Consider the following 21,393-nt stretch of genomic DNA (forward strand, 5'->3'; position numbering starts at 1 on the left):
TTGAAAGATGAGGACCACCGTAGAGCTTTCGGACGAGATCCGGGCCAAGTTGCTTGAGTTCGCTGCACGCCGAGGAGAGCGGGGATTCTCCGCCGTCGTGGAAGAAGCCGTGGCCTGCTATCTGGAGGAGGAGGAACGCCGGAAGGATAGAGCCGAGCGAGCGCGATCGGTGATCGGTGCGATGGCCGAAGAGGATGCCGACGAACTGGAAGAATCGGTCCGGAACCTTCGCGGGCGCTGGAGATGATCGTCGCGGATTCTGACGTCCTGATAGACGCGCTCAGGGGGCGTTCACCTTTCCGGGAGCGCGTTGCCCTCGAGCTGAAGACCGGTGCTCTCGCAACGACCGCGATCACGGCCTTCGAGCTTCGGAGCGGCGCACGTTCGGAACGCGCCGCCGCTCAGGTGGATGAGCTTCTTGGCGCCCTCGTGATTCTCCCCTTCGACGAAGGAGCGGCGGTCCGGGCCGCGGAGGTCCGTCGGGCACTGGAGTCCGCCGGCAATCCCATCGGAATGGCGGATTACCTGATCGCGGGAATCTGTCTCGAGAGGGCGGCTCTCCTGCTGACCCGCAATCGTGAACACTTCGAGCGTGTAGCCGGACTTTCGCTGGGACGCTTGTCGGGCGGGGAGACCTGAGCCTTCACCGGACGACAGTGGCGGGTGTTGCCTGTATACTCCGCCAAGATTCGGCAATCGTAAAGCAGTCCGAGATCACCCTGTAGAGCCAGTCGGATCACTGGGGTCGGCGGGGCATGCGGCGACAGCCTTCGCGGATTTCCTGATCGATCTCCTCGGGCGACATGCAGACGGCGAGCACCGCGCTTCCAGAGCCAGGGCGCGCCGCAGGCACGCGGGCCAGGATTCGGTCGATCACTCGATCGGATACGGCTCCACGCGAGAGTCGGCCGGCTTCACGAGGCGGGCCTCATCGAAGGGCTCCCGAAACGAGAGGACCTTCTCCGCTCCTTCGCCGTGATGCTCTCCTACGGGGTGGGAACGGGGGGCGTGCTTCTCGGCGCGGGACTTCTGTCGGGCGGATTCCTCGCACGCCGCCGGCTTCCGGATCCGGGAGCCGGTGCCGTCGGGAAGAGGATTCTCGGGTGCTGTGTGCCGCTACTCGGAATCGCCGTGCTCACCGGCCTCGACAAGCGACTCGAAGCGCTTGCGGTGAGCATCCTGCCGAGCTGGATCTACGGGATGCGAGGCCGAGGGGTCGACGAAAGGGTAGGAAACCGGCTGGGCGAACATGCACACCTTCCGGACTTCACAAACACCTTGAGGTCCAACAACCGCGCTGCTCGGCCACTTCCGTAGACTTGGGCAGTAGGGCTCGAACTTACAACCTCCTGGTTAACAGCGCCGCGGGATTCGGCCGATTTTCACGGAAGTCGAGTCACCGCGCCAACATGATCCCTGGATCTCGTGGATGGTTTTCGGATCATCCACGGGGTTCGGGGATCTCAACATGCACACAAACGTGCACAGCTTGCATCCCTCCCCGGGGCCGAAACACCGTGCCGCCTTCCACAAACGCCTCTGGAGGCCGTACAATTCCTCAGCCAGCGCTCAACGAGGGGAGGCCGGGCTGCCCAAAGTAAGCGAATTCTTCGGCATCTCGATCTACTTGTATTGGGGTGATCATGAGCCAGCCCACTTCCATGCGCGGTACGCCGGCTTCAAGGCCAGCATCGCGATCGCAGACCTGACGCTACTCAGGGGCGAGCTTCCGCCGCGTGCGCTCGGCCTCGTAATGGAGTGGGCAGCGATTCACCAGGGCGATCTACAGGACGCCTGGAGGCGGGTCATCAACCACGAACCACCCGGCTCGATCGAGCCGCTCCGGTAGTAAGGGAGGAAACTGACATGCTTTACGATGTGGTCGCAGTGAAGGCACGAGCCCCCTTTAAGATCTGGATTCGCTTCGAGGACGGAACCGAGGGAGAGGCGGACCTGTCCGACCTGGCCGGGCGGGGGGTGTTCAAGCGTTGGACCGAAGACCCTTCCGAGTTCGCGCAAGCCACCGTCGATCCGGAAAGCGGTACAGTGGTGTGGCCGGGCGGTCTCGATGTCGCACCCGACCGCTTGTACCAGGACGTTGTCCGGACACTGACCCGAATTTCCAAGTAGCACGCACTTCAGCGTCCGAAGAGCGCCGAACTTGATCGCCCCGCTCCAGTCGTCGCATCCGCAAAGGTGCGCAAGCATTGGATCCTGACGGACTCGAGCTTCACGGTCTCTCCCACATGCAAGAGCCCGGTCGAACGTGCCGGGCGAACATGCACACAAACATGCACACGTAGTGTCTCGGTCCGCAGTCGCGATCCCGTCCGCCCCGCTCCGGGATCGCGAGGCTCCGCACCGGAGCCGGGAACCTTCGGGACGCCGCACGGATTTTCCTCTGTGCTCTTCATCCCTCCCACCCGACGGGGACTATGACGACGCTCGTTGAGGATGGTATCGACGCGATACGTGACTACTACGGACGCGTACTGCAGTCCAGCTCGGATCTGAAATCTGGAGCGTGCTGCGCAGCAGAGACGCTTCCCGACCATCTCAAGGAAGTGGCCGCGACGGTGCACCCCGAGGTCCAGGCCCGCTTCTACGGATGCGGCGCGCCGATCCCTCCCGCGCTCGACGGTGTGACCGTGCTCGACATCGGGTGCGGGGCGGGGCGCGACGCCTACGTCCTTTCGGCACTTGTCGGAGAGCAAGGGCGCGTGTTCGGACTCGACATGACCAAAGGGCAACTCGAGGTGGCGCGGGCCTATCGGGATTGGCACGCGGATCGTTTCGGAATGAGCCAATCGAACGTCCACTTCCTCGATGGACTCATGGAAGATCTGGCGTCAGCGGGCCTCGAGGACGAATCCATCGACGTCGTCGTATCCAACTGTGTCTTCAACCTCTCGCCCGACAAGCCACGCCTGTTCGCTGAGGTCTTTCGAACGTTGAAGCCGGGAGGAGAACTCTACTTCTCGGACGTCTTCGCCGACCGGAGGGTCCCCGCTCACCTTCGAGAAGACCCTGTCCTCCTCGGGGAGTGCCTGGCCGGCGCGATGTATGTGGAGGACTTTCGTCGAATCGTCACCGGTCTTGGCTGCGCCGACGTTCGCCTGGTTCACTCGCGTCCCGTGGACCTGGGAAATCCGGATTTCGAGCGAAGAGTGGGAATGGTGGGCTTCACCTCCCGCACCTATCGGGCCTTCAAGCTCCCTCTTGAAGATCGATGCGAGGATTACGGAGAGGTGGCCACATACCTCGGGAGCATTCCGACGCACCCGCACGCCTTCGAGCTCGACGACCACCACCGATTCGAATCGGGCCGGCCGCTTCGCGTGTGCGGAAACACTGCCGACATGCTTTCCCGGTCCCGATACGCACCGCACTTTCGTGTGGATGGATCCCGAACGACGCACTTCGGGCTCTTCGACTGCGGGCCGGCTGCGGCGGTTTCGGGTGCCGGAGGCGGAGGGACGCCCTGCTGTTGAGCCGGGAGTCATCGCCCTTCCTTCACTTGGCCGTGAATCCCTCCGTCTCGAGAGAGCGCAGAACTCGCTCCTTCAGCCGTTCCGGCGGTGGAGCGTCGTCCGCGACACTCGAAACCGCCTCCAGGAAACTCTTTTCGAAGACCAGCATCGGGTAGCAGCGGGCGCAGGTCTCCAGATGAGCCCCCACCCGATCCGCGAGCTCCGGCGGGAGTTCGCCGTCGAGCCACTCATAGACCCGAGAAGCGGCCTCATGGCAGGTGACCTGGTCGCTGGGGGTTGCGGCCGTCTCCTTACCCTGAAGGAGTCGTTCGAGAATCCGCCGAAGATCGCCGGTCCAGCTCATGTCTCATCTCCTTCCCGTTCGGTTCCAGTGCTCCATTCGGGTTGTGCACGTGGAGCGATGACTCCCGACTGCACGGCGTATTCGTAAAGATCCTCCTGGAGCGCGTGCCGTCCGCGAGACAGCCGACTCTTCACGGTTCCCACGGGTACGTCGAGCACGGTCGAAATCTCGTCGTAGGACAGCTCTTCCAGATCAGAAAGGACGACCGCGTCGCGATATTCGGCGGGGAGCCCGTCGATGGCGCGCATAATCTCTTCGTCGATCATCCGGGACCAGAACGTGCCCTCCGGGTCCCTTTCGCCGACCGCGGCGAACACGGTGCCCTCACCCGTCATGGAGTCGGTTCCGTCGATCACTTCCGCGGCGACGATCTCCTCATGGCGCTTCGTTCGTTCGTCGGCACGCAGGTAAACGTTTCGGCAGATCGTGAAGAGCCAGCTCTTGGCGCGGGTCCCGCGCGCGTATTGATCCCACTTCTGATACGCCTTCAAGTAGGTCTCCTGCACCAGGTCTTCGGCCTGGTCCGGCTCCTGGGTGAGTCGAAGGGCGAACCGAAGCACCGCTGCCATGTGCGGCAGCGCCTCGTCCTGAAAACTTCTGTCTTGGTCATCGGCCTTCGTCATGCGCATTCCGAGCGGCTCGGTCGACGGGGGCCGTGCAAGGCATCGCCCGCATGAGGGCCCGCACGGGGCCGCCGGTCACTTCGTGGCTGCCCGACGCTCCAATCCGTGGGAGGGGGCCGCGGGTTCCAGGTCAGGTTCTGGAACCCATTCCCCGCCCGGCCGGATTGGGGGGGGTGCAATGGATCGCACGTCACCTCTCAACGGAGCACCGAGCAATGAAGAAGAAGACATCAAAGTCCGTCCCTGCACGGCACGCACGCTTCGGCGTGATGGCCCTCGCCGCCCTCGCCTTCGCACTGGGCGGTACGGCGTACGCGGAGGCGCAGGTGAGCCCTGCCGCCGCGCAGATGGTGGGTCAGCAGCTTGTGAATGCGTTCACGCAGGACAGCCCCTTTACGCCGGACGCCCCCGACCATCTCTGGTTCGCAAATGGCGACGGCACCTACCTCTTCCTCCACTTCAACGCGGCCCTCGCGGATGCATCCGGACCGATGTTCACGGGGTGGGCCGTGCCGGGCCGGTGGTGCGCGGAGGATCAGCCGGGTCCTGAGTTCACGCACTTCCACCGCACGGCGAGGGTGGGGGCTTGGGATGCTGGACACGGCGGAGGGACCCCGGGAGAGACGGGCTACTGGCTGAAGCACATCGCGGTTCAGCGTATGGAGATGCCGGCGATGATGGGCATGCCGGCGCGGACCATCGAGCCCGGCACGGATACGATGTTCATGCCGACGCAGGCCCCCAGGTGCGGGGACTGACCTCGATGCGTGCGCCACGGTGCCTCCCCGTTCGGATTCTCGCGGCGGTTTCGCTCGTGCCTGCCGGGTGTAGGGGCGGCGCGGCCGAGGACGGAACGTTCGCGGAGTCGGACTCGGCGGAGTTGGTGCCGAGGATGAATTCGATCGTCGCGTCGGCGCCCGATGCCGCCCCGGGAGCTCCCGGGGCGGCGCTGTTCGGCCGTATCGGGTGCAACGGTTGCCACATGATCGCCGGCGTCGGAGGCATGGTGGGACCGGACCTCTCCGCCGTGGGTTCCAGGCCCTCACGAGACCCGGCGCGATGGCCCACGACGGAGGACTACGTCCGCGCTTCACTCAGGAATCCCGCAGACTTCGTCGTGGACGGGTACAGTCCCGCGATGCCTCCTCCGGATCAACTCGGTATCACCGTCGAGGACATCGAGATTCTCACGCGCTACTTGCTTGCGCTGACGGAGTGAGAGGAGGGTGGCGACCCGAGGTGATCCCACCCTGTTCAGGAGATCCGGGTGGCCGCCCTCACTCCGGCGAAGCCGCGGATGGGCATCTCCGGTCCCCGTAGGAGCAGAAGACGCAGCAGTCACCGGGTTTCGGCCGGACGCGGGCGCGGCACGCGGGGCAGTCCCACTGCCAGAGGCACGCATCGGTTGGGATCGCCAGGTGCGCCGCCGACCCGCAGGACGGGCAGGTGATTACACCGACCAGGCCACCGGACCCGTCCATGGCCGCGCCGCCGGGCGCGGAGACGTCCATCAGTCCGGTCGCCGCACGCTGACCGGAATCCGAATCTCGCCCCAGTGGAGCGCGAGGATGGCGGCGTCGGCTGTCGCAAAGGGGAAGTAGAAGGCGAGCGTCTCCATGTGATCCGCCGCCTCCGGCCGGACCCGTAGGCGAAGGGCCTCGTTTCCCTCCGGATAGGGGCGGTGCGGCACATCCCAGGAGCGACTGAAGATCAGCGTCCACTCCGCGGGACCGGGGATGGCCCAGAGGCTGTACCGCCCTGCCGGAAGAACTTGCCCCTCGATCAGGACGTCTTCATCCACCTCGAGGCGGGTCGCCTCGTCCGCGCCGGGGTTCCAGATCGAGTCCCAGGGAACGAGCGCGCCGAAGAGGTCTCGTCCCCTCGCCACCGGCCGGTTGTAGACCACGGTCAGTTCCGTCGTCCCCATCCGCTGCGTGACCCGCGCGGGCTGACTAACTCGATAGTCGGCGTAAGGCGTCTGCGGCACGATGGGCGGGTCCTGTGCAATGAGGTGTCCCGGAAAGACGGTCAGGGTAACGGCAAGGGCGAGGGTGCAGATCTGAGCGCGACTGGGCATCTGGCCTCCTGAGTGGCGTGGTGAAATGGCCTAAGCGAGGACGGGTGAGGCCCCTCGATCGGGACCTCACCCATCCCCACAACGTTCCCGCTATTCCCGGCGAATCCCGCTCCCTTTCCAGTTGGGACGGATCGAGTCCAGTTGAGACGGATCGAGCGCCGATCAGAAGGTCACGACCTCGTACCCGTCGGCCACGCGCTGCCGTAGGCTCGGATGCCCCTGGAACTCGCTCAGGAAGCGAACTCCCGCGTCCCTCACCCCATCCTTCACATCGAAGGCGTTGACGCAGAACTCACACGCGCCGGCGACCCGATCCTTCACGCCGAGAAACACCTTGTGGAGCTTGTGCTCGGGATTGTTGAGCTCGGGGATCCAGGTCACCCCGGCTCCATCGAAGACGATCTCGACGTCGTCACCCGCATCTTTCGCTTCTCGCGCGAGCGTCAGTCCGTTCAAGACGCGCGCGAGGTCGGATCGGGCATCGTTGCCCGCCAGCACTACCACGGAAACCTTTGCCATCGGAAACCTCCGGAAGTCGTCTTTCGATCGGATGAATCAGTGCGAATCGAACTGCATCTCTCCAATCCGCGCGGATCTCCAGGGGTTCCATCGGCCGCGCGCGCCGCAGGCGGACGCGCCAGGATTCGGCGGATCACTCGATCGGATAGGGCTCCACGCGTGCGTCGGCGGGCTTCACGAGGCGGACCTCATCGAAGGGCTCCCGAAACGAGATTTCGGAGACCCATGCCTCGTTCCGGAATGCGCCTTCCTGCCCATCCTGATAGGCATATCCCCGGAAACGAGTGGGCACGGTCAATCCGTCGACCGTCACGTAGTCCTCGTAAAAGAAGAACGTACCGGATTCGGGAGGCTCCGGTCCGTCGGGGGTGGGGACGTAAGGCCGTCCGTAGGTGACGGTGTAGACGATCGCGGCCACGCGACCCGTGTCGGGGTCGAGGTAGAGGAGATAGACGTCGCCGGACGACTCCCCGACTCCCTGGTCGTAGTACGCCATGACCCGGTCGTGAGGAACTCCTTGCAATGCCTCTGGAGGAGGGGTGCGGAATCGTATACCGGGATCCGCCATCACGAACGGAATCGACTGGAAGTAGAACCCGGTGAGGGCCCAGAACCGCGGATTCGGCTGACGGCGCTCCCCGGGCCTGATCCAAGCTTCCGTGCCGTCCTATGCGAAGCGCGCGCTCCCTTCCGTTGGTTGGGTTGTGATCGTTTGGAAAGGTCAAACTGGCTCGGGCACCGGAGCGTCGTGGGCGAACAACGCCGCCGCCAGCACCGCCGGATCGGGCCACTCCCCGCTCGCGATGAGGCGCCCGTTCACGACCACCGCATTCACCTTGAGCCCGCCGATCGTCCGCAGCCACTCCCGAGGTGGCACCCGGTACCGCCGGAAGTCCCGGAGGAGAATCGGAAGGAGCGAGATCCAGTTTCTCGGGTCCACCACACGGAGATCGACGGATTCGCCGAGTCGCTTTCGGACCTCGCGGTAGACGGATCCCGCCTTCTCCATCTCGCGGCGCCGTTCGGGGAAGCAGGTCTCCCCGTTCCAGCTTAGGAAGTCGCCTTCGAGGCGTCCGCAGCACCCGCTGGACGACATCTGCTGCTCCCACTCCCGAACCAGAATCACGCTGGGCCGCATCATTGCTCTTCCTCTCCGCTGAGTTTCGCTTCGGGCTGGCTTGCCACCATTCTCGGCTTCGCCGGCTCACTCCCCGCGTGGGTCAGGATGCGGACCCCGGCGTCCAGGGTCCGATGGACGGGGCAGCGCTCGGCGATCTCGAGAAGCCTTTGACGCTGCTCCTCGTCCAATGGACCGATCAGGGTCACCTCTCGCTCGAGCTCGTCGAGGCGCGCGTCTTCCTTGGCCGCCCGTTCTTCGTCCTTGGCATAGATCTTCGAGTGCTCCAGCCGCACGATCGCCTGCTCGAGGGGCCACCCCTTCCGGTCCGCGTAGATGCGGAGCGTCATGGACGTGCAGGCACCGAGCGCGGCGGCGAGGAGATCGTAGGGAGTCGGTCCGAGGCCGTCGCCGCCCGCGGCCTTCGGCTCATCGGCCGTGAGGGCGTATCCCCGCGCGGCGATCTCGGTACGGAACGAGCCGGACACCGTGCGTGTGGTTACGCGATTGTCCGTCGCGAGATCTTCAATCGTGGCGGGCTCCGGCGGGAGCTCCAGATACCGGTGGACCCAGGCGGCGAGGACCGAACCCACGTAGAGGGAGTCCTGCTCGTCCAGGAGGAGGTGGTCCGCGTCGTCGAGCGAGACAAAGCTCTTCGGATGCTTCGCCGCTTTGAAAATCAGCGCCGCGTTTTCGATTCCAACCACTCGGTCCACCGGCGAATGGAAGACGAGGAGCGGGCGCTTGAGGGCGCCGATCACCTCCTCCACCCGCTGATCGGACAGATCCTCGATGAACTTCCGGCTCACGGTGAAAGAGCGTCCCCCGATGGACACGGCGACTTCGGACCGATGGTCGAGCGCCTCCGCCGCGTCTCCGAGAAGTCCCTTCACGTGTTCCGGGTCGTAGGGTGCTCCGATGGTCGCCACGGCGCGAACCGAGTCGAGTCGGCCCGCCGCCTGCAAGACCGCCGCCCCACCCAGGGAGTGACCGATCAGGATCGCCGGGGCGGACAACATCTCATCCATGTACGCGGCCGCGGCGATCAGGTCCTCCACGTTCGACGAGAAGGTCGTATCGGCGAAGTCGCCCTCGCTTTCGCCGAGGCCGGTGAAGTCGAAGCGAAGAACGGCGATCCGCTCCTGGGTGAGCGCTCGGCTGATGTTGACCACCGGCTTCAGATCCTTGGAGCAGGTGAAGCAGTGGGCGAAGAGCGCGCAGGCGACGACGTCCCCGTCCGGGGGAAGGCTCAGGCGGGCGCTCAGCTGATCGCCGTTCGCGCCGGGAAATGTGATGCGTTGATTGATCATGACGGTCTCACCAGAGAAATCGGTGAATGGGCGGCGTGGTTCCATGCGGGGTGCCGGCTCGGCCCGGCAGGGGTGGGCCGCCCGGAACCACACGGCGGGCCCGAGGATTTCCGGTGCGGGGCTTCGCCACACGAGCGGTGCGTTGCCCGACTTCCGGTCCAACCCCGCTTCGGAGCCTCGAAATGGTCAGACGCTGGTTCTACTTCGTCAGCGCCGGGACGCTCTTCCTCGTCGCGGTGATGGGGATGCTCTGGCCTCCCGCCCTCGCGGCTCTGGCCGTCGTCGGGCCTCTCGTGGGTCTGGGCATCTACGACGTCGTCCAGCGCCGAAGAACGATCCTCCGCAACTTTCCCATCCTCGGGCACTTCCGATACGGCTTCGAAGCGATCCGTCCAGAGATCCAGCAGTACTTCGTCGAATCCAACATCGATGCGTTCCCAATCGAACGGGAAATGAGGAGTATCGTCTACCGACGTGCCAAGGGCCAACTCGAAACGCAGCCGTTTGGAACCCAGAGGGACGTCTACCGGGACGGCTACGAGTGGGCCGCGCATTCCCTAACAGATGTCGCCGTGCTGGAGGAAGAGCCGCGCATCCGCGTGGGCGGCCGCGAGTGCCGGCACCCCTACCTCGCCTCTCGCCTGAACATCTCCGCGATGAGCTTCGGGGCACTCTCGCCTACCGCCGTCCGTGCCCTCGCGCTTGGGGCGAAGAAGGGCGGATTTTCCCTCAATACGGGCGAAGGAGGGATCTCCCCCCACCACCGGGAAGGAGGCGCCGATCTCGTTTGGCAGATCGGGACGGGTTACTTCGGATGCCGGAACGCGGACGGGACCTTCGACTCCGGACGCTTTCGAGCCGAAGCGGCGGCCGACCAGGTGCGGATGATCGAGCTGAAGCTCTCCCAGGGAGCGAAGCCTGGGCATGGCGGAATTCTTCCGGCACCCAAGGTCACGCCAGAAATCGCGGCTATTCGCGGCCTTCGACCTTTCGAGACGGTTTTTTCGCCTCCTCGCCACTCCGCCTTCGCGGGGCCGGTTGGCCTCCTCGAGTTCGTGGCTCGCCTACGTGAGCTCTCCGGGGGAAAGCCGGTCGGGTTCAAGTTGAGCGTGGGCCGGCGCCGCGAGGTGCTTTCCGTGTGCAAGGCGATGAGGGACACAGGAATCGCGCCGGACTTCGTCACGGTGGACGGCGGGGAAGGGGGAACGGGGGCCGCCCCTCTCGAGTTCGCCAATTCCGTGGGGATGCCGGCGCGTGACGCCTGGATCCTCGTGCATAACGCCCTCCGCGGTGCGGGACTCCGCGATCAGGTTCGACTCTTCGCGAGTGGAAAGATCTTCACCGGCTTCCACATGATTCGCGCCATGGCGCTCGGCGCGGACGCCTGCAATTCGGCGCGCGGAATGATGCTGGCGCTCGGCTGCATCCAGGCACTACGGTGCAACAACGATACCTGCCCAACGGGAATCGCGACGCAGAATGGGGCCCTCTATCGCACTCTGGACGTCCCGGACAAGAGCGAACGCGTCTTCCGCTTCCACCGCGAAACCGTCCACAGCTTTCTCGAGCTTCTGGCGGCGATGGGACTCGAGGGTCCCGAAGAGATCTCGGGCTCCTACCTCTTCCGGCGGATCAGCCCCGAAACTGTGAAGAGCTTCGAGGAACTCTACGAGGTCCTGGCCGACGGAGCGCTCCTCAATGGGAGTTGCCCCCACGAGGGGTGGCGCGCCGACTGGGAAGCGGCCTGAGGTTTCACGGCGGCGTTCCACTCCAAGGGCGGCCCTTTCCCCTCCCGCAGTGGCGACCGGCGGGCAGTTGGAATCCGCTCATCGGTCCAGCCGGCGCCGCCAGTCGGCAATGGTCCGTCCGATGATCTCGGGCTGATCCTCCTGGACGTAGTGGCGCCCCGAGCCGATGAACGCGGACTGGAGGTTTCGGACCTCGCGAACCATGGTCTCGGCGAAGGACTCCGGATTCAGCGCGCCGGGTCGGGCCCAAAGATGCAGCATCGGAAGATCCGTGCTCCGCATCCAGGCTCCGATCGCCTCCACGACCTCGACGTTTCGTGCGGGTTCGCCTCCGGCGGGGAGCTCCCGCGGCCAGACGAGTGTGGGGAGCCGCGAGGCGGGAGTCGGAAAGGGTTCCCGGTAGTGAGCCATTTCTTCCTCGGTGAGTCCTCGCACCACGCTTCCCGGGAGGATCTGCTCCACGAACAGGTTCTGCTCGAGAATGAGCTCTTCCCCCTCTCCCGCGGTGCGTAGTCGTGCGAAGAGACCTCCGAGCGGATTCGGGTTGGGGTAGGCGGGTGGCACGATCGCCTCCATGAAGGCCACCCCGACGACGTTGTCCTCATGGTCCAACGCATATTGGAATCCCAGGACCGATCCCCAGTCGTGCACCACGAGCGTGAGATTCCGCAGATCGAGCGCCTCGATGAAACCGCGCAGGTACCGAGCATGATCCTGAAACGTATACGCGATGTCGGGCTTGTCCGAACGTCCCATCCCGATCAGGTCCACCGCGATGGCGCGGTACCCCTCGCTCAGATACGGTATGACGTTTCGCCAGAGATAGGACGAGGTGGGATTCCCGTGGATGAAGAGGATCGGAGCTCCACCGCCTTCGTCCACGTAGTGCATCCGCGATCCGAGCACCTCCACGAATCTCGATTCGAAGGGGAACTCGGCTGAGATGGTGGGAGCGGACGTGACCTGACCCAGGGCGGCCGTGGGGCCCGCGAGGGCCATCAGGGTGGCCAAGGCCCCGGTTCGAACAAGATGGTTGGGTGCACTAGTCCGCATGTTCCCTCGCTAAGTGGAAGTGTGGTCGGACCGACTTTCGAGGAACCGGACGGAGAACCAGCTCCGGTCATCCAGCCACTCGCGCCGCGTAACCCAGCTTCCCGCGGCGATCAGGGCATCCAGGGCCTCCGGGGAGTACTTGTGCGAATACTCCGTGATGATCGGCTCGCCCTCGACGAAGTCCCCGGAAAGAAGTCGGTTCACGTGCTTGAGGACGTTGAGATTGAAGCGCGCGGTGACGCCGGCGGAATCGTTATACGCGGCCTCGATCGTCGCTCGGTCCTTGGTCAGGTCCGCTCCCAGAATCATCCCGCCATCCTGTCCCACCAGTCCGGCCATGTGCCGCAGGAAGTCGATCGCCTCCCGCGAGGTGAAGTTTTCGATTGACGATCCCGGAAAGAACACGATGGTCCGTTCCGCGTTCGTCGCGGGGCTCACCAGGTCGAAAGGTCTGGAATAGTCGGCCTGAATCGGCGTTACATCAAGGGTCGGATGGAGACGGCGCAGCCGGTCGCTCAAATCGCGGAGGGCGCCGCGCGTCACGTCGACCGCCACGTAGGCGGCGGGATGTTCCAGCGCCCGCAAGAGGATCTCGGTCTTGGCGCCGCTTCCGCTGCCGGGCTCGATGACCCGAACCCGAGGGCCCATGATCGTCGCAAGTTCCGGAGTGCACGTCTTGAGGATCGAGAGTTCCGTGCGGGTCAAGTAGTACTCCGGGAGCCGCGTGATCTCATCGAATAGTCGGGCTCCCGCGGAGTCGTAGAGGAGCCGGGGCGGGAGTCTCCTGGGGCGAAGCGACAATCCTCGGATGATCTCGTTGCGCAGTGCGGCGGGAACCTGTGCGGGGCTTTGACGGGTCGAGGGCACTCGATCGTTCAGCTGGAGTTTGGGGGCGGTCCGGTCTGAATCCGAAGGGCGCGCTCTCATGTAGTCCCATCCAGCCATGGACGGCCTTGGAACGCGCGGGGTCCCCCTCATCCCGGATATCCTCCGTACACGTCCCTGAAGCCGGTCAGCGGCCTTCCCTGATCACACAGCCGCCCGTCCGACCCATCTGGATCCTCTGAGGCCGTCCTCGTGCCTCCTCCGGCCCCTCAGGACGTCGCGAAACCACCCCCGATATTTAGAGAGCGCGCGCGATCCGGCGACGCCAAACGTCCGGTCCGCACGGCTCGAACATCGTCCACACGACGAACTTTCGCTCTGCGATGGAGGTGCCCCATGATCCTCGATGCCCGCGAGTCCCGCGAACCCTGGCGCGAACCCTGGGAGGAGGTGGACCCCGACCTCCTGACCACCCTCGCTGACGAGATCACCTCGGTGTCCGCGCTCCTTGCATCGGAGACGCGCCGGCTCCTCTCCCTCATCGCCCGCTTCGATCGCCTGCAGGGATGGAAGCGTGAGGGGTTCGCGTCCTGTGCGTCGTGGCTCGCCTACCGCACGGGACTGGATAAGGGTGCGGCGCGGGAGCGCGTTCGCGTGGCCCGCGCTCTGGCCGAGCTCCCCGAGACGGACGCGGCCATGTCGCGCGGTGAGCTCTCCTTCAGCCAGGTTCGCGCCCTCACCCGCATCGCGGACTCGGAGAGCGAGGCGGAGCTTCTCGGGTACGCGCGGTCGATGACGGCCTCCGAGCTCGAGCGCCTCGTCCGTTCCTGGAAGCGCCTGGATCGGCACGACGAGGCCGCGGCCGAAGCGATTCGTCATGCTTCCCGCACCCTCTCGATCTTCCCCGACGACGACGGGTCGTTCGTGATCCGCGGACGCCTGGATCCCGAGGTGGGGGCCCTGGTCATGCGGGCCATCGAGGCGGCGAGCGACGCGCTCTACCGGGGGAGCGTCCCGGAAGTGACGCCCGAGCAGCGCCGGGCGGATGCCCTGGGTCTCCTCGCGGAGCGGGCGCTCGCCTCTCCGGGCCTGGAAGGCGAGGAGTCCGCCGGCCTCGGGCGCTCCGAGCGCTATCTCGTGGTCCTCCACGCGGACGACCACACGCTGTCGGAGTCCGGGGATCCGGACCGCTCACATCTGGAAGACGGTACCCGCGTTCCCGCGGAAACGTCCCGGCGGATCGCCTGCGACGCCGCGGTCGTGGATGCGGGGGCGGGCGATGGCGCAGCCGGTGGTGCCGCGGCCTCCGCGGGTCATGCGCGAACCCGGGTCGTTCCCCCTCGCATGCGCCGGGCGCTCGATCTTCGCGATCGGGGATGCCGTTTTCCCGGGTGTGGATCCCGGTACACGGACGCGCATCACATCCGACACTGGGCGGACGGAGGCAAGACCACGCTCGACAACCTCGTGCTGCTGTGTAGGACCCATCACCGGCTCCTGCACGAGGGCGGGTTCCGGCTCCAGGCGGACCGCAGGCGGCCCGGCGCCGCGACGTTCTTCACCCCGACCGGCGTTCGGATCCCCGAAACCCCGCCGCCCATGCGGCTGGACGGCCGGCGGATCGGGGGAGAGGAAGGGGGGAAGGGACCCGCGCGCGACCTCGCCTGGGAGCGCGACCTCCCGCTCGCCTTCTATCTGAAGGCGCTCGACGGGATGGGGTGAGCTCCGAGACCGCTTCGGTGCAACTTCGCGCTCATCGCCGAGGCGCTGCGTTCGTGAGAACAGGTCCTAGTCGAATCGACCGCACGCTTGCCACTGGCCTCGGTGGTGCCCGCAGCGAGGAAGGGAAGGGTAGATTGTTCAAGCCGGCCGTCTCGAGCCGGACTCGGACCCTCAGCCGCCAAACGATTCCCCACGCCGGCGTCGCTGACGGGAAATCCAGGGTTCGTGCGGTCCTCCTCGATGTTCTGACTCGATGTTCTGACGCATGCGATGCACCAGCTGCTCAAGAGGCTCCCGGTCTCCGCTAGCCCGACCTCCACCGACGAGCGTCTAATCGTTTAGTGTCACCAGTATCGGGCACTCTCCCGTGGGACGGCCTTCCCGACAGGCGCGGGTCAATGAAGTGAGCGCCTTCTTCATGCGCCTCAGTTCTCCGATCTGACGGTCGATGCGCTCGATCGTGTGCTCGGCATGGGCCTCGACGTCCATGCAGCTCGCGCCGGGTCGAACGCTCAGGTCCAGAAGCCTCGCGATCTCGTTTAGCGTGAACCCGAGCTCCTGGGTCTGACGAATGAAGAGCAGCTTCCGAAGTGTGTCATGCCCGTACTTCCGGTATCCGGCCGGGGTGCGCGGCGGCTCCGGAAGGAGCGCGCGCCGTTCGTAGTACCGGATGGTTTCGACGCCCACCCCGGTCCGCTTCGCCAGCTGCCCGATCGTCATTTCGGCCATCGCTCTGTTTCCCTCCGGCTAGGCATTAGGACGGCCCCCGGCCCGGCGATCATCTCCTCTGAAAGAGTACGCTTGACTCCGTAGTATGGTCCAGGGTTTACCATGGGATGCGGGCTCATGGGAGCCGGGGGCTCCGCTCGCACGAAGGAGGCGGAAAGGAGGGAGATGCTCACCCAACCCGCGTGTCGGGAAGACGGGTGAGAGAGGCTCGGACGATCGAAGGGGGGAAGCCATGCTCAGAACAGGAATGGCCGTGGCGGGAGGCGTCGCCGCGGCGGTTGGCTCGGCGCTCTGCTGTGCGGGTCCGATGATCGCGGTGGGTGCCGGGGTATCGGGCGCCGGCCTGGTCGCGTTCGAGCCCTTCCGTCCGTACTTCCTGGGTGGGACGGCCGCGCTCCTGGCCTTCGGCTTCTACACGGTGCATCGCGAGGAAAAAGCGGCCTGCGACGCGGATCAACCGTGCGCCGACCCGGGCGTCCGGCGCCGGACGAAGCTCATGCTCTGGGCGGCCACGGTCGTGGCGATCGTGTTCGCCACCTTCCCGTCCTGGCAGAGCCTTCTTTTCTAGGCATCCCTTAGGGAGGTGAACTCATGCCGCGCTGGCAACTTGCACTGGCCGCCGCCGCGATCCTCGGCGGAATCGCTCTTCACATCCCCTTGGGGATGGAACGCGCAGTCGCGCCGAACGCGGTGAGCCCGGCCAGCGCACGGGCTTCGGCTCCGCTGGAGGTGCCACCGACGCCCGAGGGCATGGAAACGCTGCTGCTCGATGTCACGGGCATGACCTGTGATGGGTGCGCCGCCACCGCCCGAATGGCGGTGAGCCAGGTCGGAGGAGTTCACGACGCGGGCTTCCTCCATGAGTCCGCGCAGGGGTTCGTGACCTTCGATCCCGATGTGACGAACCCCACGGATATCCTGGGGGAGCTGTCACGTCTGACGGGTGTTCGAGCGGATGTCGTCGACCGGAACTGAAGTTAGAGCGCTTCAGCGCGAAGCGCTCGGCGGTTCGCGGAAAGCCGGTGAGATTCGGTCGAGCGCTCCTGAACGGAAATAGCAGTGCGTGTCATCTCAGCAACGGAGGTGGGAAATGCGTGTCGTCTCAGTGGCTTTGATCGTGGGGGGACTTCTGGCCGGGCTGGTCCCGGTGACCGCACCAGCGCAGGAGCGGGTAGATCGAGTCTCGGCTCAGAACTTCCGGACAACGGTGAGTCAGCTGGAACGGGCGCTCGAAAGCCGGGCGTTCATGATCGTGGCGCAAGTGGATCACCAGAACATGCTTCGCATGGTCGGCGCATCCACAGGCGGCTCCCTCACCATCGAGTTCGGCAACCCCGCCATGATGCGAGAGAACTTGCCCGCACACCCCGAGATCGGACTCGAAATGCCGATGCGGTTCTATGTGTGGGAGCGCGCGGACGGCAGGACCGTCGTGAGCTATCGTCGTCCCTCGGCCGCGTTCGCCGGCTACCCGCCAGAACTTCGCATGATGGGGGAAATGATGGACAGCACGTTCACCCAGATCGCCGCGGATGCGACCAGGTAGCCCGTCCGGAAGACCGCCATGTTGATCACGTGGGTAGACTTCGCTTTCGTCGCGCTTGGCGCCGGCGGCATCCTGCTCGCCTTCCGGCTGCGGCCGAGCCCACCCGTGGCGACCCCAGCACCGCCTGCGTCCCGGGGCGAGGCCGTTCTCACGCTATTTGCCGTGGTGCCCGCCGCCGTGGGACCGAACATCCTGGTGCTCGCGCTGACCCCCGGAATGCCGTCGATGCCGACGCTGGTGCGGGTGGCTTTGCTCCCTTCCATCGCGCTCTTGATGGCCGTGTGGTTCATGGCGCGTCGGGTGGGATATACACGGCTCGTGAACCGGATCGAGGCGGGGGTTTGGGTGGGGTTCGTCGCCACGGCCGCGCTCGACGTGCTTCGTTTGGCGAGCTTCCAGCTCGGCTATCTCCCCGGCAACATGCCGAGGATGTTCGGCGTGTTGATCCTCGATCGCATGGCCCTCGGCCCGAGCACGGCCTCCGACGTCCTTGGTTCCCTGTATCATTTCTGGATCAGCGCGTGCTTCGGCCTTACCTACGCACTCCTCATCGGCCGGACGCGGTGGTGGGGAGGCCTCGTATGGGGACTCATCGTCGAAGTGGGGATGATGACGACCGCGCCGATGGTGGTCGCAATGGGAACGGGCTATTTCGGGCTGAACCTCGGGCAGGGAATCCTGAACGGTGTCTTCCTGGGGAGCTTGGTCCCGCACGTCTCCTATGGGGTCGTGCTCGGCCTGCTCCTCGAGCGATACATCGCTCATCGTGGCACGGTGATCCACCTTGTGCGTCCGGGGCCACGCGCTTCCTCAGAACCTCTACCCCATTCCAATTACGCTCGCGACCGCGGCTGAGCGAGAGGCACCGAATGAAGACCATCGAGCTGGAAATCAGTGGAATGACGTGCGACGGCTGTGCCCGAACGATTGAAGGCGCGATCCGTTCGGTGGAGGGTGTCGAACAGATGAAGGTGCGCCATCCGCAGGGACGGGGCACGCTCGAGCTCGCCGACGGCGCAACGGTCGGAGGAGTCATCAAGGCCGTCGAAGAGGCCGGCTACGGGGCGAAGGTCGTCGACGACGGAAGGGCGCCCTCCCGCGAGTCAAACCGCGTAACCGGGGGACGCTCGACCGATTCCGGCTTCCACTACGATTTGATCGTCATCGGCACGGGAGGTGCCGGGATGGCGGCGGCGATCCGTGGCGCCGAGTTGGGTGGCTCCGTAGGAATCGTCGAAAGTGGAACCGAGGGAGGGACGTGCGTGAATGTGGGATGCATCCCCTCGAAGAACCTGATCGCGGCGGCCGAGCACGTCCATCTGGGCCGCCGGGGATTCCCCGGCGTCGCCCCCACGGAGCCGATCGTGGATTGGTCGGCCCTGATCGGACAGAAGCGACAGGTCGTGGACCACCTCCGGGAGAAGAAGTACCTGGACGTGCTTGCGGCCTACCCGGAGATCCGGCTGATCAAGGGACGGGCGAGCCTCACGCGCGAGGGCGCCGTCGAGGTGAACGGACTCGCTCTCCGTGCGCGTGGCGTGGTGATCGCCACGGGGACTTCCCCGTGGGCACCTCCGGTCCCGGGGCTCGACCGGGTCGACTACCTGACGAGCACCTCCGCGATGGAGCTGGAGGAGCGGCCGGAGTCGTTGGTGATTCTTGGGGCGAGCGCCGTCGGGCTCGAGCTGGGCCAGGCCTTCGCTCGCTTCGGTACATCGGTCACCGTGCTCGAGCTACTTCCCCGGATCCTCCCCACGGAGGATCCGGAGCTCGCGATCCTGCTCCGAAGGTATCTGGAGGACGAAGGCATCGAGATCCATACCGGGGCACGCCCCCTTCGCATCGAGCGCCGGAACGGAAGAATCGCCGTGACGGCGGAGCACGAGGGCGAAACGCTCCGGGTGCAGGGGGAACGAATCTTCGTCGCGACAGGGCGAAGGGCCAACACCGCCGATATCGGGCTGGAGGTCTTGGGCGTGGAGACGGACGATCAGGGGTTCATCCGGGTGGACGAGGCGATGCGAACCTCGCGGCCCGGGGTCTACGCCGCGGGGGACGTAACCGGCGGGCCCGGATTCGTCTACGTGGCCGCGGCCGGCGGGCGGCTCGCGGCGGAGAATGCGCTTCAGGGAACGGCCCAGCCCCTCGATCTCTCGGTCGTTCCACGCGTCACCTTCACCTCGCCCCAGCTGGGAGCGGTGGGCTTGACCGAGGATGAGGCCCGCGAGCGCGGCTTCTCGGTCCAGGTCGGACGGCTTCCCCTGGAGCACCTCCCTCGGGCTGCCGTGACGCACGATCCGCGGGGCCTCGTGAAGATGGTGGCGGAGGAAGGGACGGGAAAGCTGCTCGGCCTTCACGCCCTGGGCGCAGCCGCTGGCGAGCTACTCGGGGAAGGTGCGCTGGCTCTTCGACTGGGGGCTTCGGTCCAGGAGATTGTCGAGACGCTACATCCCTACCTCACATGGACGGAGGCAGTGAAGCTGGCCGCCCAGATGGTGGACGGCGACGTCGCGAAGCTGAGCTGCTGCGCCTGAGGTGCAAGCAGTTCAGACGTACCTTGAAATCCGATCCGGGGGGCTGGTGTCGTGAGGCGCCCCTGGATTCGGCGCTGGAAATTCAATTCGGGCTCAAGTCGCGAAGGCCACGTCAGGATGCGTAGTCTAGGGAGGAATGATGCGAGAGTCGGGGACCCAAAGGGCTATGGGTTGAAGCGAGAGGCACGCCCGGAGTCGGAAGCGAGGGTGCCGTGCGGGGTCGCGGGTCGTGGGACGCCGCATGGAACCCGGAGGCGGCTCGCCCCGAGGAGAAGGCCAGGAACCCAGACCGTAGTGCCGGACATTCTTATTCGAAGACGAGGCGTGAATGCCCGTGTTGGTAAGGCTGTCGTGGAGGAACTGGTGCTTTCGCTGGAGCCTCTGATCGGGTCTCTCGTACACCGGTTCAGATGTTCGGTGAAGTATTCTCACCCCGCATCCTGGAGGCGTAGAGGAACGGAGGAGTCCTCGTGATCCGTGGCGCTTCGCGGGACGGAGCCCAGGCGCGATGAGCAGCGCCGCCGGAATCACGATTCGAGTGTCCCGCCTCAATCCGGAATGGGAATCCTCGACGCGTTTCGGCCAAGCCATTCCTCAAAGGTCTGGAGGTCGGAATTCAGGCGCCGGCTTTCGGCCAGATCGCGGTGCCCCCGGTAAATCTCCTCGAAATCGCGCTTGAACTGAAACATGTTTCCGACGTCTTCCGCCCCGGGGAAGTCGAATCGCCGATACGCGTCGGGCGAGACGTCCACGTAGGTCACGGTCTGTCCGAGAGCGCGGGTCAGCGCTTCCGCGATCTCGCTTCCGCTGAGGTGGTCGCCGGCGACGCCTACCTCCTTCCCCACGTATTCGTCCGCACGCCGGAAGATACCCAGGGCGCAGCGTCCGATGTCCTCGGCGGCGATCATGGGCATCTTCGCCGCTCCGAGAGGAAAGACCATGACGAGGTCTCCCCCCTCGCCTCGCTGCGGGCCCCAACCGAAGGTGATCAAGTTTTCGTAGTACGCCGAGGTGAGGAGGAAGGTGGTCGGCACGCCGAGCGCGGTGAAGCGGGCGTCCGCCTCGGCCTTGGCGTCGAAGTGAGCGACCTTGTACGCATCCTGGAGGGTGGGCATCCGGTCGTCGTCGAGCGGCACGAAATGCCGGGTGTCTTCGAAGGTGGACCAGATCGCGTGCTCAACACCTGCTGCGTGGCAGGCCTCGGCCAGTCGGCGTCCCTGATCCGTCTCCTTCGCGCCCGAGAAGTGTTCCCAGAAGTTGGTGAGGCAGAACGCACCGTGTGCGCCGCGAAAGGCCTCCGCGAGAGACCCCGGATCGTCCAGGTCCGCGAACCGGATCTCCGCGCCCGCCTCGGCGAGCGTTTGAGCCGCCTCCGAGTCAGGCCGGCGGGTCAGCGCGCGAAGCGCAAACCGGCCTTCCGGATCCGACAACACGGCGCGAGCCAGCCCACCCCCTTGGGCCCCCGTCGCGCCGACGACCGCGATGACTTTCTGGGACATTTCCGAAGACTCCTTCCTACAATGGTGAGAAACTCAGAGCTTTAACGATGGGCCGGAGGCCGTGCGTCTGCAAGGCCCGCAATCGGGACCCCTGCCCCTGAGCAATCCGGTGTCGAACGCCTGACCGGTGGCGCACGCCCCTGGCCTCGAATCCGTCGGAATCGCTGTGTCGCTCCCGATGCGACGCCGGATTCGGCCGTGACCCCCGAACGGCCCGGTCCCTCAGTCAGCTCGCGGCTGCCGTGCAACGACTTCAC

Annotated in this window: 27 protein-coding genes; 15 read left to right on the top strand and 12 right to left on the bottom strand. The window is 65.6% G+C overall.

Annotation, left to right across the window (positions count from 1 at the left end):
• Window positions 1-7: 7 nt before the first annotated feature.
• The 6 genes from WEG36_15330 to WEG36_15355 all read left to right on the top strand — a co-directional run bounded on the left by WEG36_15330 (window position 8) and on the right by WEG36_15355 (window position 3,491).
• The gene (locus WEG36_15330; protein ID MEX1258966.1) at window positions 8-247 is read left to right on the top strand and encodes a hypothetical protein; all 240 of its coding nucleotides are present in this window, start codon (window positions 8-10) and stop codon (window positions 245-247) included.
• Window positions 244-639, top strand: a complete 396-nt coding sequence (locus WEG36_15335; protein MEX1258967.1) for a type II toxin-antitoxin system VapC family toxin — start codon at window positions 244-246, stop codon at window positions 637-639. Before WEG36_15330 ends, WEG36_15335 begins: the two co-directional genes overlap by 4 nt.
• A gap of 336 nt (window positions 640-975) precedes the next feature.
• Window positions 976-1,317, top strand: a complete 342-nt coding sequence (locus tag WEG36_15340) for a hypothetical protein (GenBank protein ID MEX1258968.1) — start codon at window positions 976-978, stop codon at window positions 1,315-1,317.
• Between the two features lie 112 nt (window positions 1,318-1,429).
• Window positions 1,430-1,849 (top strand): DUF4160 domain-containing protein, encoded by a 420-nt coding sequence (locus WEG36_15345; GenBank protein ID MEX1258969.1) that lies wholly within the window; start codon window positions 1,430-1,432, stop codon window positions 1,847-1,849.
• 17 nt (window positions 1,850-1,866) lie between these two features.
• Complete coding sequence (locus tag WEG36_15350; GenBank protein ID MEX1258970.1) at window positions 1,867-2,130, top strand: DUF2442 domain-containing protein; 264 nt, start codon at window positions 1,867-1,869, stop codon at window positions 2,128-2,130.
• Window positions 2,131-2,435: 305 nt separating this feature from the next.
• Window positions 2,436-3,491 carry a methyltransferase domain-containing protein gene (locus WEG36_15355; GenBank protein MEX1258971.1) on the top strand — a complete coding sequence of 352 codons (1,056 nt, stop codon included), beginning with the start codon at window positions 2,436-2,438 and terminating at the stop codon, window positions 3,489-3,491.
• A 22-nt stretch (window positions 3,492-3,513) separates the two neighbouring features.
• On the opposite strand, the gene WEG36_15360 is transcribed toward WEG36_15355, so the two are convergent.
• Both WEG36_15360 and WEG36_15365 read right to left on the bottom strand, forming a co-directional pair.
• Entirely contained in the window at window positions 3,514-3,834 is a 321-nt protein-coding gene (locus WEG36_15360) for a zf-HC2 domain-containing protein (GenBank protein MEX1258972.1), read from the bottom strand.
• Window positions 3,831-4,457 (bottom strand): sigma-70 family RNA polymerase sigma factor, encoded by a 627-nt coding sequence (locus tag WEG36_15365; GenBank protein MEX1258973.1) that lies wholly within the window; start codon window positions 4,455-4,457, stop codon window positions 3,831-3,833. Before WEG36_15365 ends, WEG36_15360 begins: the two co-directional genes overlap by 4 nt.
• Window positions 4,458-4,672: 215 nt before the next feature.
• Here WEG36_15365 and WEG36_15370 point away from each other — a divergent pair, with 215 nt between their 5' ends.
• Both WEG36_15370 and WEG36_15375 read left to right on the top strand, forming a co-directional pair.
• The gene (locus WEG36_15370; GenBank protein ID MEX1258974.1) at window positions 4,673-5,215 is read left to right on the top strand and encodes a hypothetical protein; all 543 of its coding nucleotides are present in this window, start codon (window positions 4,673-4,675) and stop codon (window positions 5,213-5,215) included.
• A 5-nt stretch (window positions 5,216-5,220) separates the two neighbouring features.
• Window positions 5,221-5,676: a c-type cytochrome gene (locus tag WEG36_15375; GenBank protein ID MEX1258975.1), complete on the top strand. Its 456-nt coding sequence runs from the start codon at window positions 5,221-5,223 to the stop codon at window positions 5,674-5,676.
• A gap of 58 nt (window positions 5,677-5,734) precedes the next feature.
• Here WEG36_15375 and WEG36_15380 read toward each other — a convergent pair whose 3' ends face one another.
• The 6 genes from WEG36_15380 to WEG36_15405 form a co-directional block, all read right to left on the bottom strand.
• The gene (locus WEG36_15380) at window positions 5,735-5,938 is read right to left on the bottom strand and encodes a GDCCVxC domain-containing (seleno)protein (protein ID MEX1258976.1); all 204 of its coding nucleotides are present in this window, start codon (window positions 5,936-5,938) and stop codon (window positions 5,735-5,737) included.
• Window positions 5,939-5,967: 29 nt separating this feature from the next.
• Window positions 5,968-6,534, bottom strand: coding sequence for a DUF2911 domain-containing protein (locus WEG36_15385; GenBank protein MEX1258977.1), 567 nt, complete (start codon window positions 6,532-6,534; stop codon window positions 5,968-5,970).
• Between the two features lie 162 nt (window positions 6,535-6,696).
• Window positions 6,697-7,053, bottom strand: a complete 357-nt coding sequence (locus WEG36_15390; protein MEX1258978.1) for a hypothetical protein — start codon at window positions 7,051-7,053, stop codon at window positions 6,697-6,699.
• A gap of 133 nt (window positions 7,054-7,186) precedes the next feature.
• Entirely contained in the window at window positions 7,187-7,576 is a 390-nt protein-coding gene (locus WEG36_15395) for a hypothetical protein (GenBank protein ID MEX1258979.1), read from the bottom strand.
• A 198-nt stretch (window positions 7,577-7,774) separates the two neighbouring features.
• Window positions 7,775-8,194 (bottom strand): hypothetical protein, encoded by a 420-nt coding sequence (locus tag WEG36_15400; protein ID MEX1258980.1) that lies wholly within the window; start codon window positions 8,192-8,194, stop codon window positions 7,775-7,777.
• Entirely contained in the window at window positions 8,191-9,480 is a 1,290-nt protein-coding gene (locus WEG36_15405) for an alpha/beta fold hydrolase (protein MEX1258981.1), read from the bottom strand. Before WEG36_15405 ends, WEG36_15400 begins: the two co-directional genes overlap by 4 nt.
• A 182-nt stretch (window positions 9,481-9,662) precedes the next feature.
• On the opposite strand from WEG36_15405, the gene WEG36_15410 reads away from it, so the two are divergent.
• The gene (locus WEG36_15410; protein ID MEX1258982.1) at window positions 9,663-11,228 is read left to right on the top strand and encodes an FMN-binding glutamate synthase family protein; all 1,566 of its coding nucleotides are present in this window, start codon (window positions 9,663-9,665) and stop codon (window positions 11,226-11,228) included.
• Between the two features lie 78 nt (window positions 11,229-11,306).
• Here WEG36_15410 and WEG36_15415 read toward each other — a convergent pair whose 3' ends face one another.
• Together WEG36_15415 and WEG36_15420 are read right to left on the bottom strand one after the other, a co-directional pair.
• Window positions 11,307-12,281: a haloalkane dehalogenase gene (locus WEG36_15415; protein ID MEX1258983.1), complete on the bottom strand. Its 975-nt coding sequence runs from the start codon at window positions 12,279-12,281 to the stop codon at window positions 11,307-11,309.
• Between the two features lie 9 nt (window positions 12,282-12,290).
• Window positions 12,291-13,259 carry an L-histidine N(alpha)-methyltransferase gene (locus WEG36_15420; GenBank protein MEX1258984.1) on the bottom strand — a complete coding sequence of 323 codons (969 nt, stop codon included), beginning with the start codon at window positions 13,257-13,259 and terminating at the stop codon, window positions 12,291-12,293.
• Between the two features lie 243 nt (window positions 13,260-13,502).
• Between WEG36_15420 and WEG36_15425 the strand changes: the two genes are divergently transcribed.
• Window positions 13,503-14,828: a DUF222 domain-containing protein gene (locus WEG36_15425; protein ID MEX1258985.1), complete on the top strand. Its 1,326-nt coding sequence runs from the start codon at window positions 13,503-13,505 to the stop codon at window positions 14,826-14,828.
• 330 nt (window positions 14,829-15,158) lie between these two features.
• On the opposite strand, the gene WEG36_15430 is transcribed toward WEG36_15425, so the two are convergent.
• The gene (locus tag WEG36_15430) at window positions 15,159-15,557 is read right to left on the bottom strand and encodes a heavy metal-responsive transcriptional regulator (GenBank protein ID MEX1258986.1); all 399 of its coding nucleotides are present in this window, start codon (window positions 15,555-15,557) and stop codon (window positions 15,159-15,161) included.
• Between the two features lie 232 nt (window positions 15,558-15,789).
• Here WEG36_15430 and WEG36_15435 point away from each other — a divergent pair, with 232 nt between their 5' ends.
• The 5 genes from WEG36_15435 (at window position 15,790) to merA (ending at window position 19,637) form a co-directional block, all read left to right on the top strand.
• Window positions 15,790-16,125, top strand: a complete 336-nt coding sequence (locus WEG36_15435) for a mercuric transporter MerT family protein (protein ID MEX1258987.1) — start codon at window positions 15,790-15,792, stop codon at window positions 16,123-16,125.
• 23 nt (window positions 16,126-16,148) lie between these two features.
• Window positions 16,149-16,532, top strand: coding sequence for a heavy-metal-associated domain-containing protein (locus tag WEG36_15440; protein MEX1258988.1), 384 nt, complete (start codon window positions 16,149-16,151; stop codon window positions 16,530-16,532).
• A gap of 115 nt (window positions 16,533-16,647) precedes the next feature.
• A complete protein-coding gene (locus WEG36_15445) occupies window positions 16,648-17,103 on the top strand; it encodes a DUF302 domain-containing protein (GenBank protein ID MEX1258989.1) in 456 nt (151 codons plus the stop codon).
• Between the two features lie 18 nt (window positions 17,104-17,121).
• Window positions 17,122-17,958: a hypothetical protein gene (locus WEG36_15450; protein MEX1258990.1), complete on the top strand. Its 837-nt coding sequence runs from the start codon at window positions 17,122-17,124 to the stop codon at window positions 17,956-17,958.
• A 14-nt stretch (window positions 17,959-17,972) separates the two neighbouring features.
• Window positions 17,973-19,637: a mercury(II) reductase gene (gene merA, locus WEG36_15455; GenBank protein ID MEX1258991.1), complete on the top strand. Its 1,665-nt coding sequence runs from the start codon at window positions 17,973-17,975 to the stop codon at window positions 19,635-19,637.
• A 548-nt stretch (window positions 19,638-20,185) separates the two neighbouring features.
• On the opposite strand, the gene WEG36_15460 is transcribed toward merA, so the two are convergent.
• Entirely contained in the window at window positions 20,186-21,136 is a 951-nt protein-coding gene (locus tag WEG36_15460) for an NmrA/HSCARG family protein (GenBank protein ID MEX1258992.1), read from the bottom strand.
• Between the last annotated feature and the right edge of the window lie 257 nt (window positions 21,137-21,393).

It is taken from the genome of Gemmatimonadota bacterium, assembly GCA_040882465.1.
Lineage (GTDB): Bacteria > Gemmatimonadota > Gemmatimonadetes > Longimicrobiales > Gaopeijiaceae > JBBEBG01.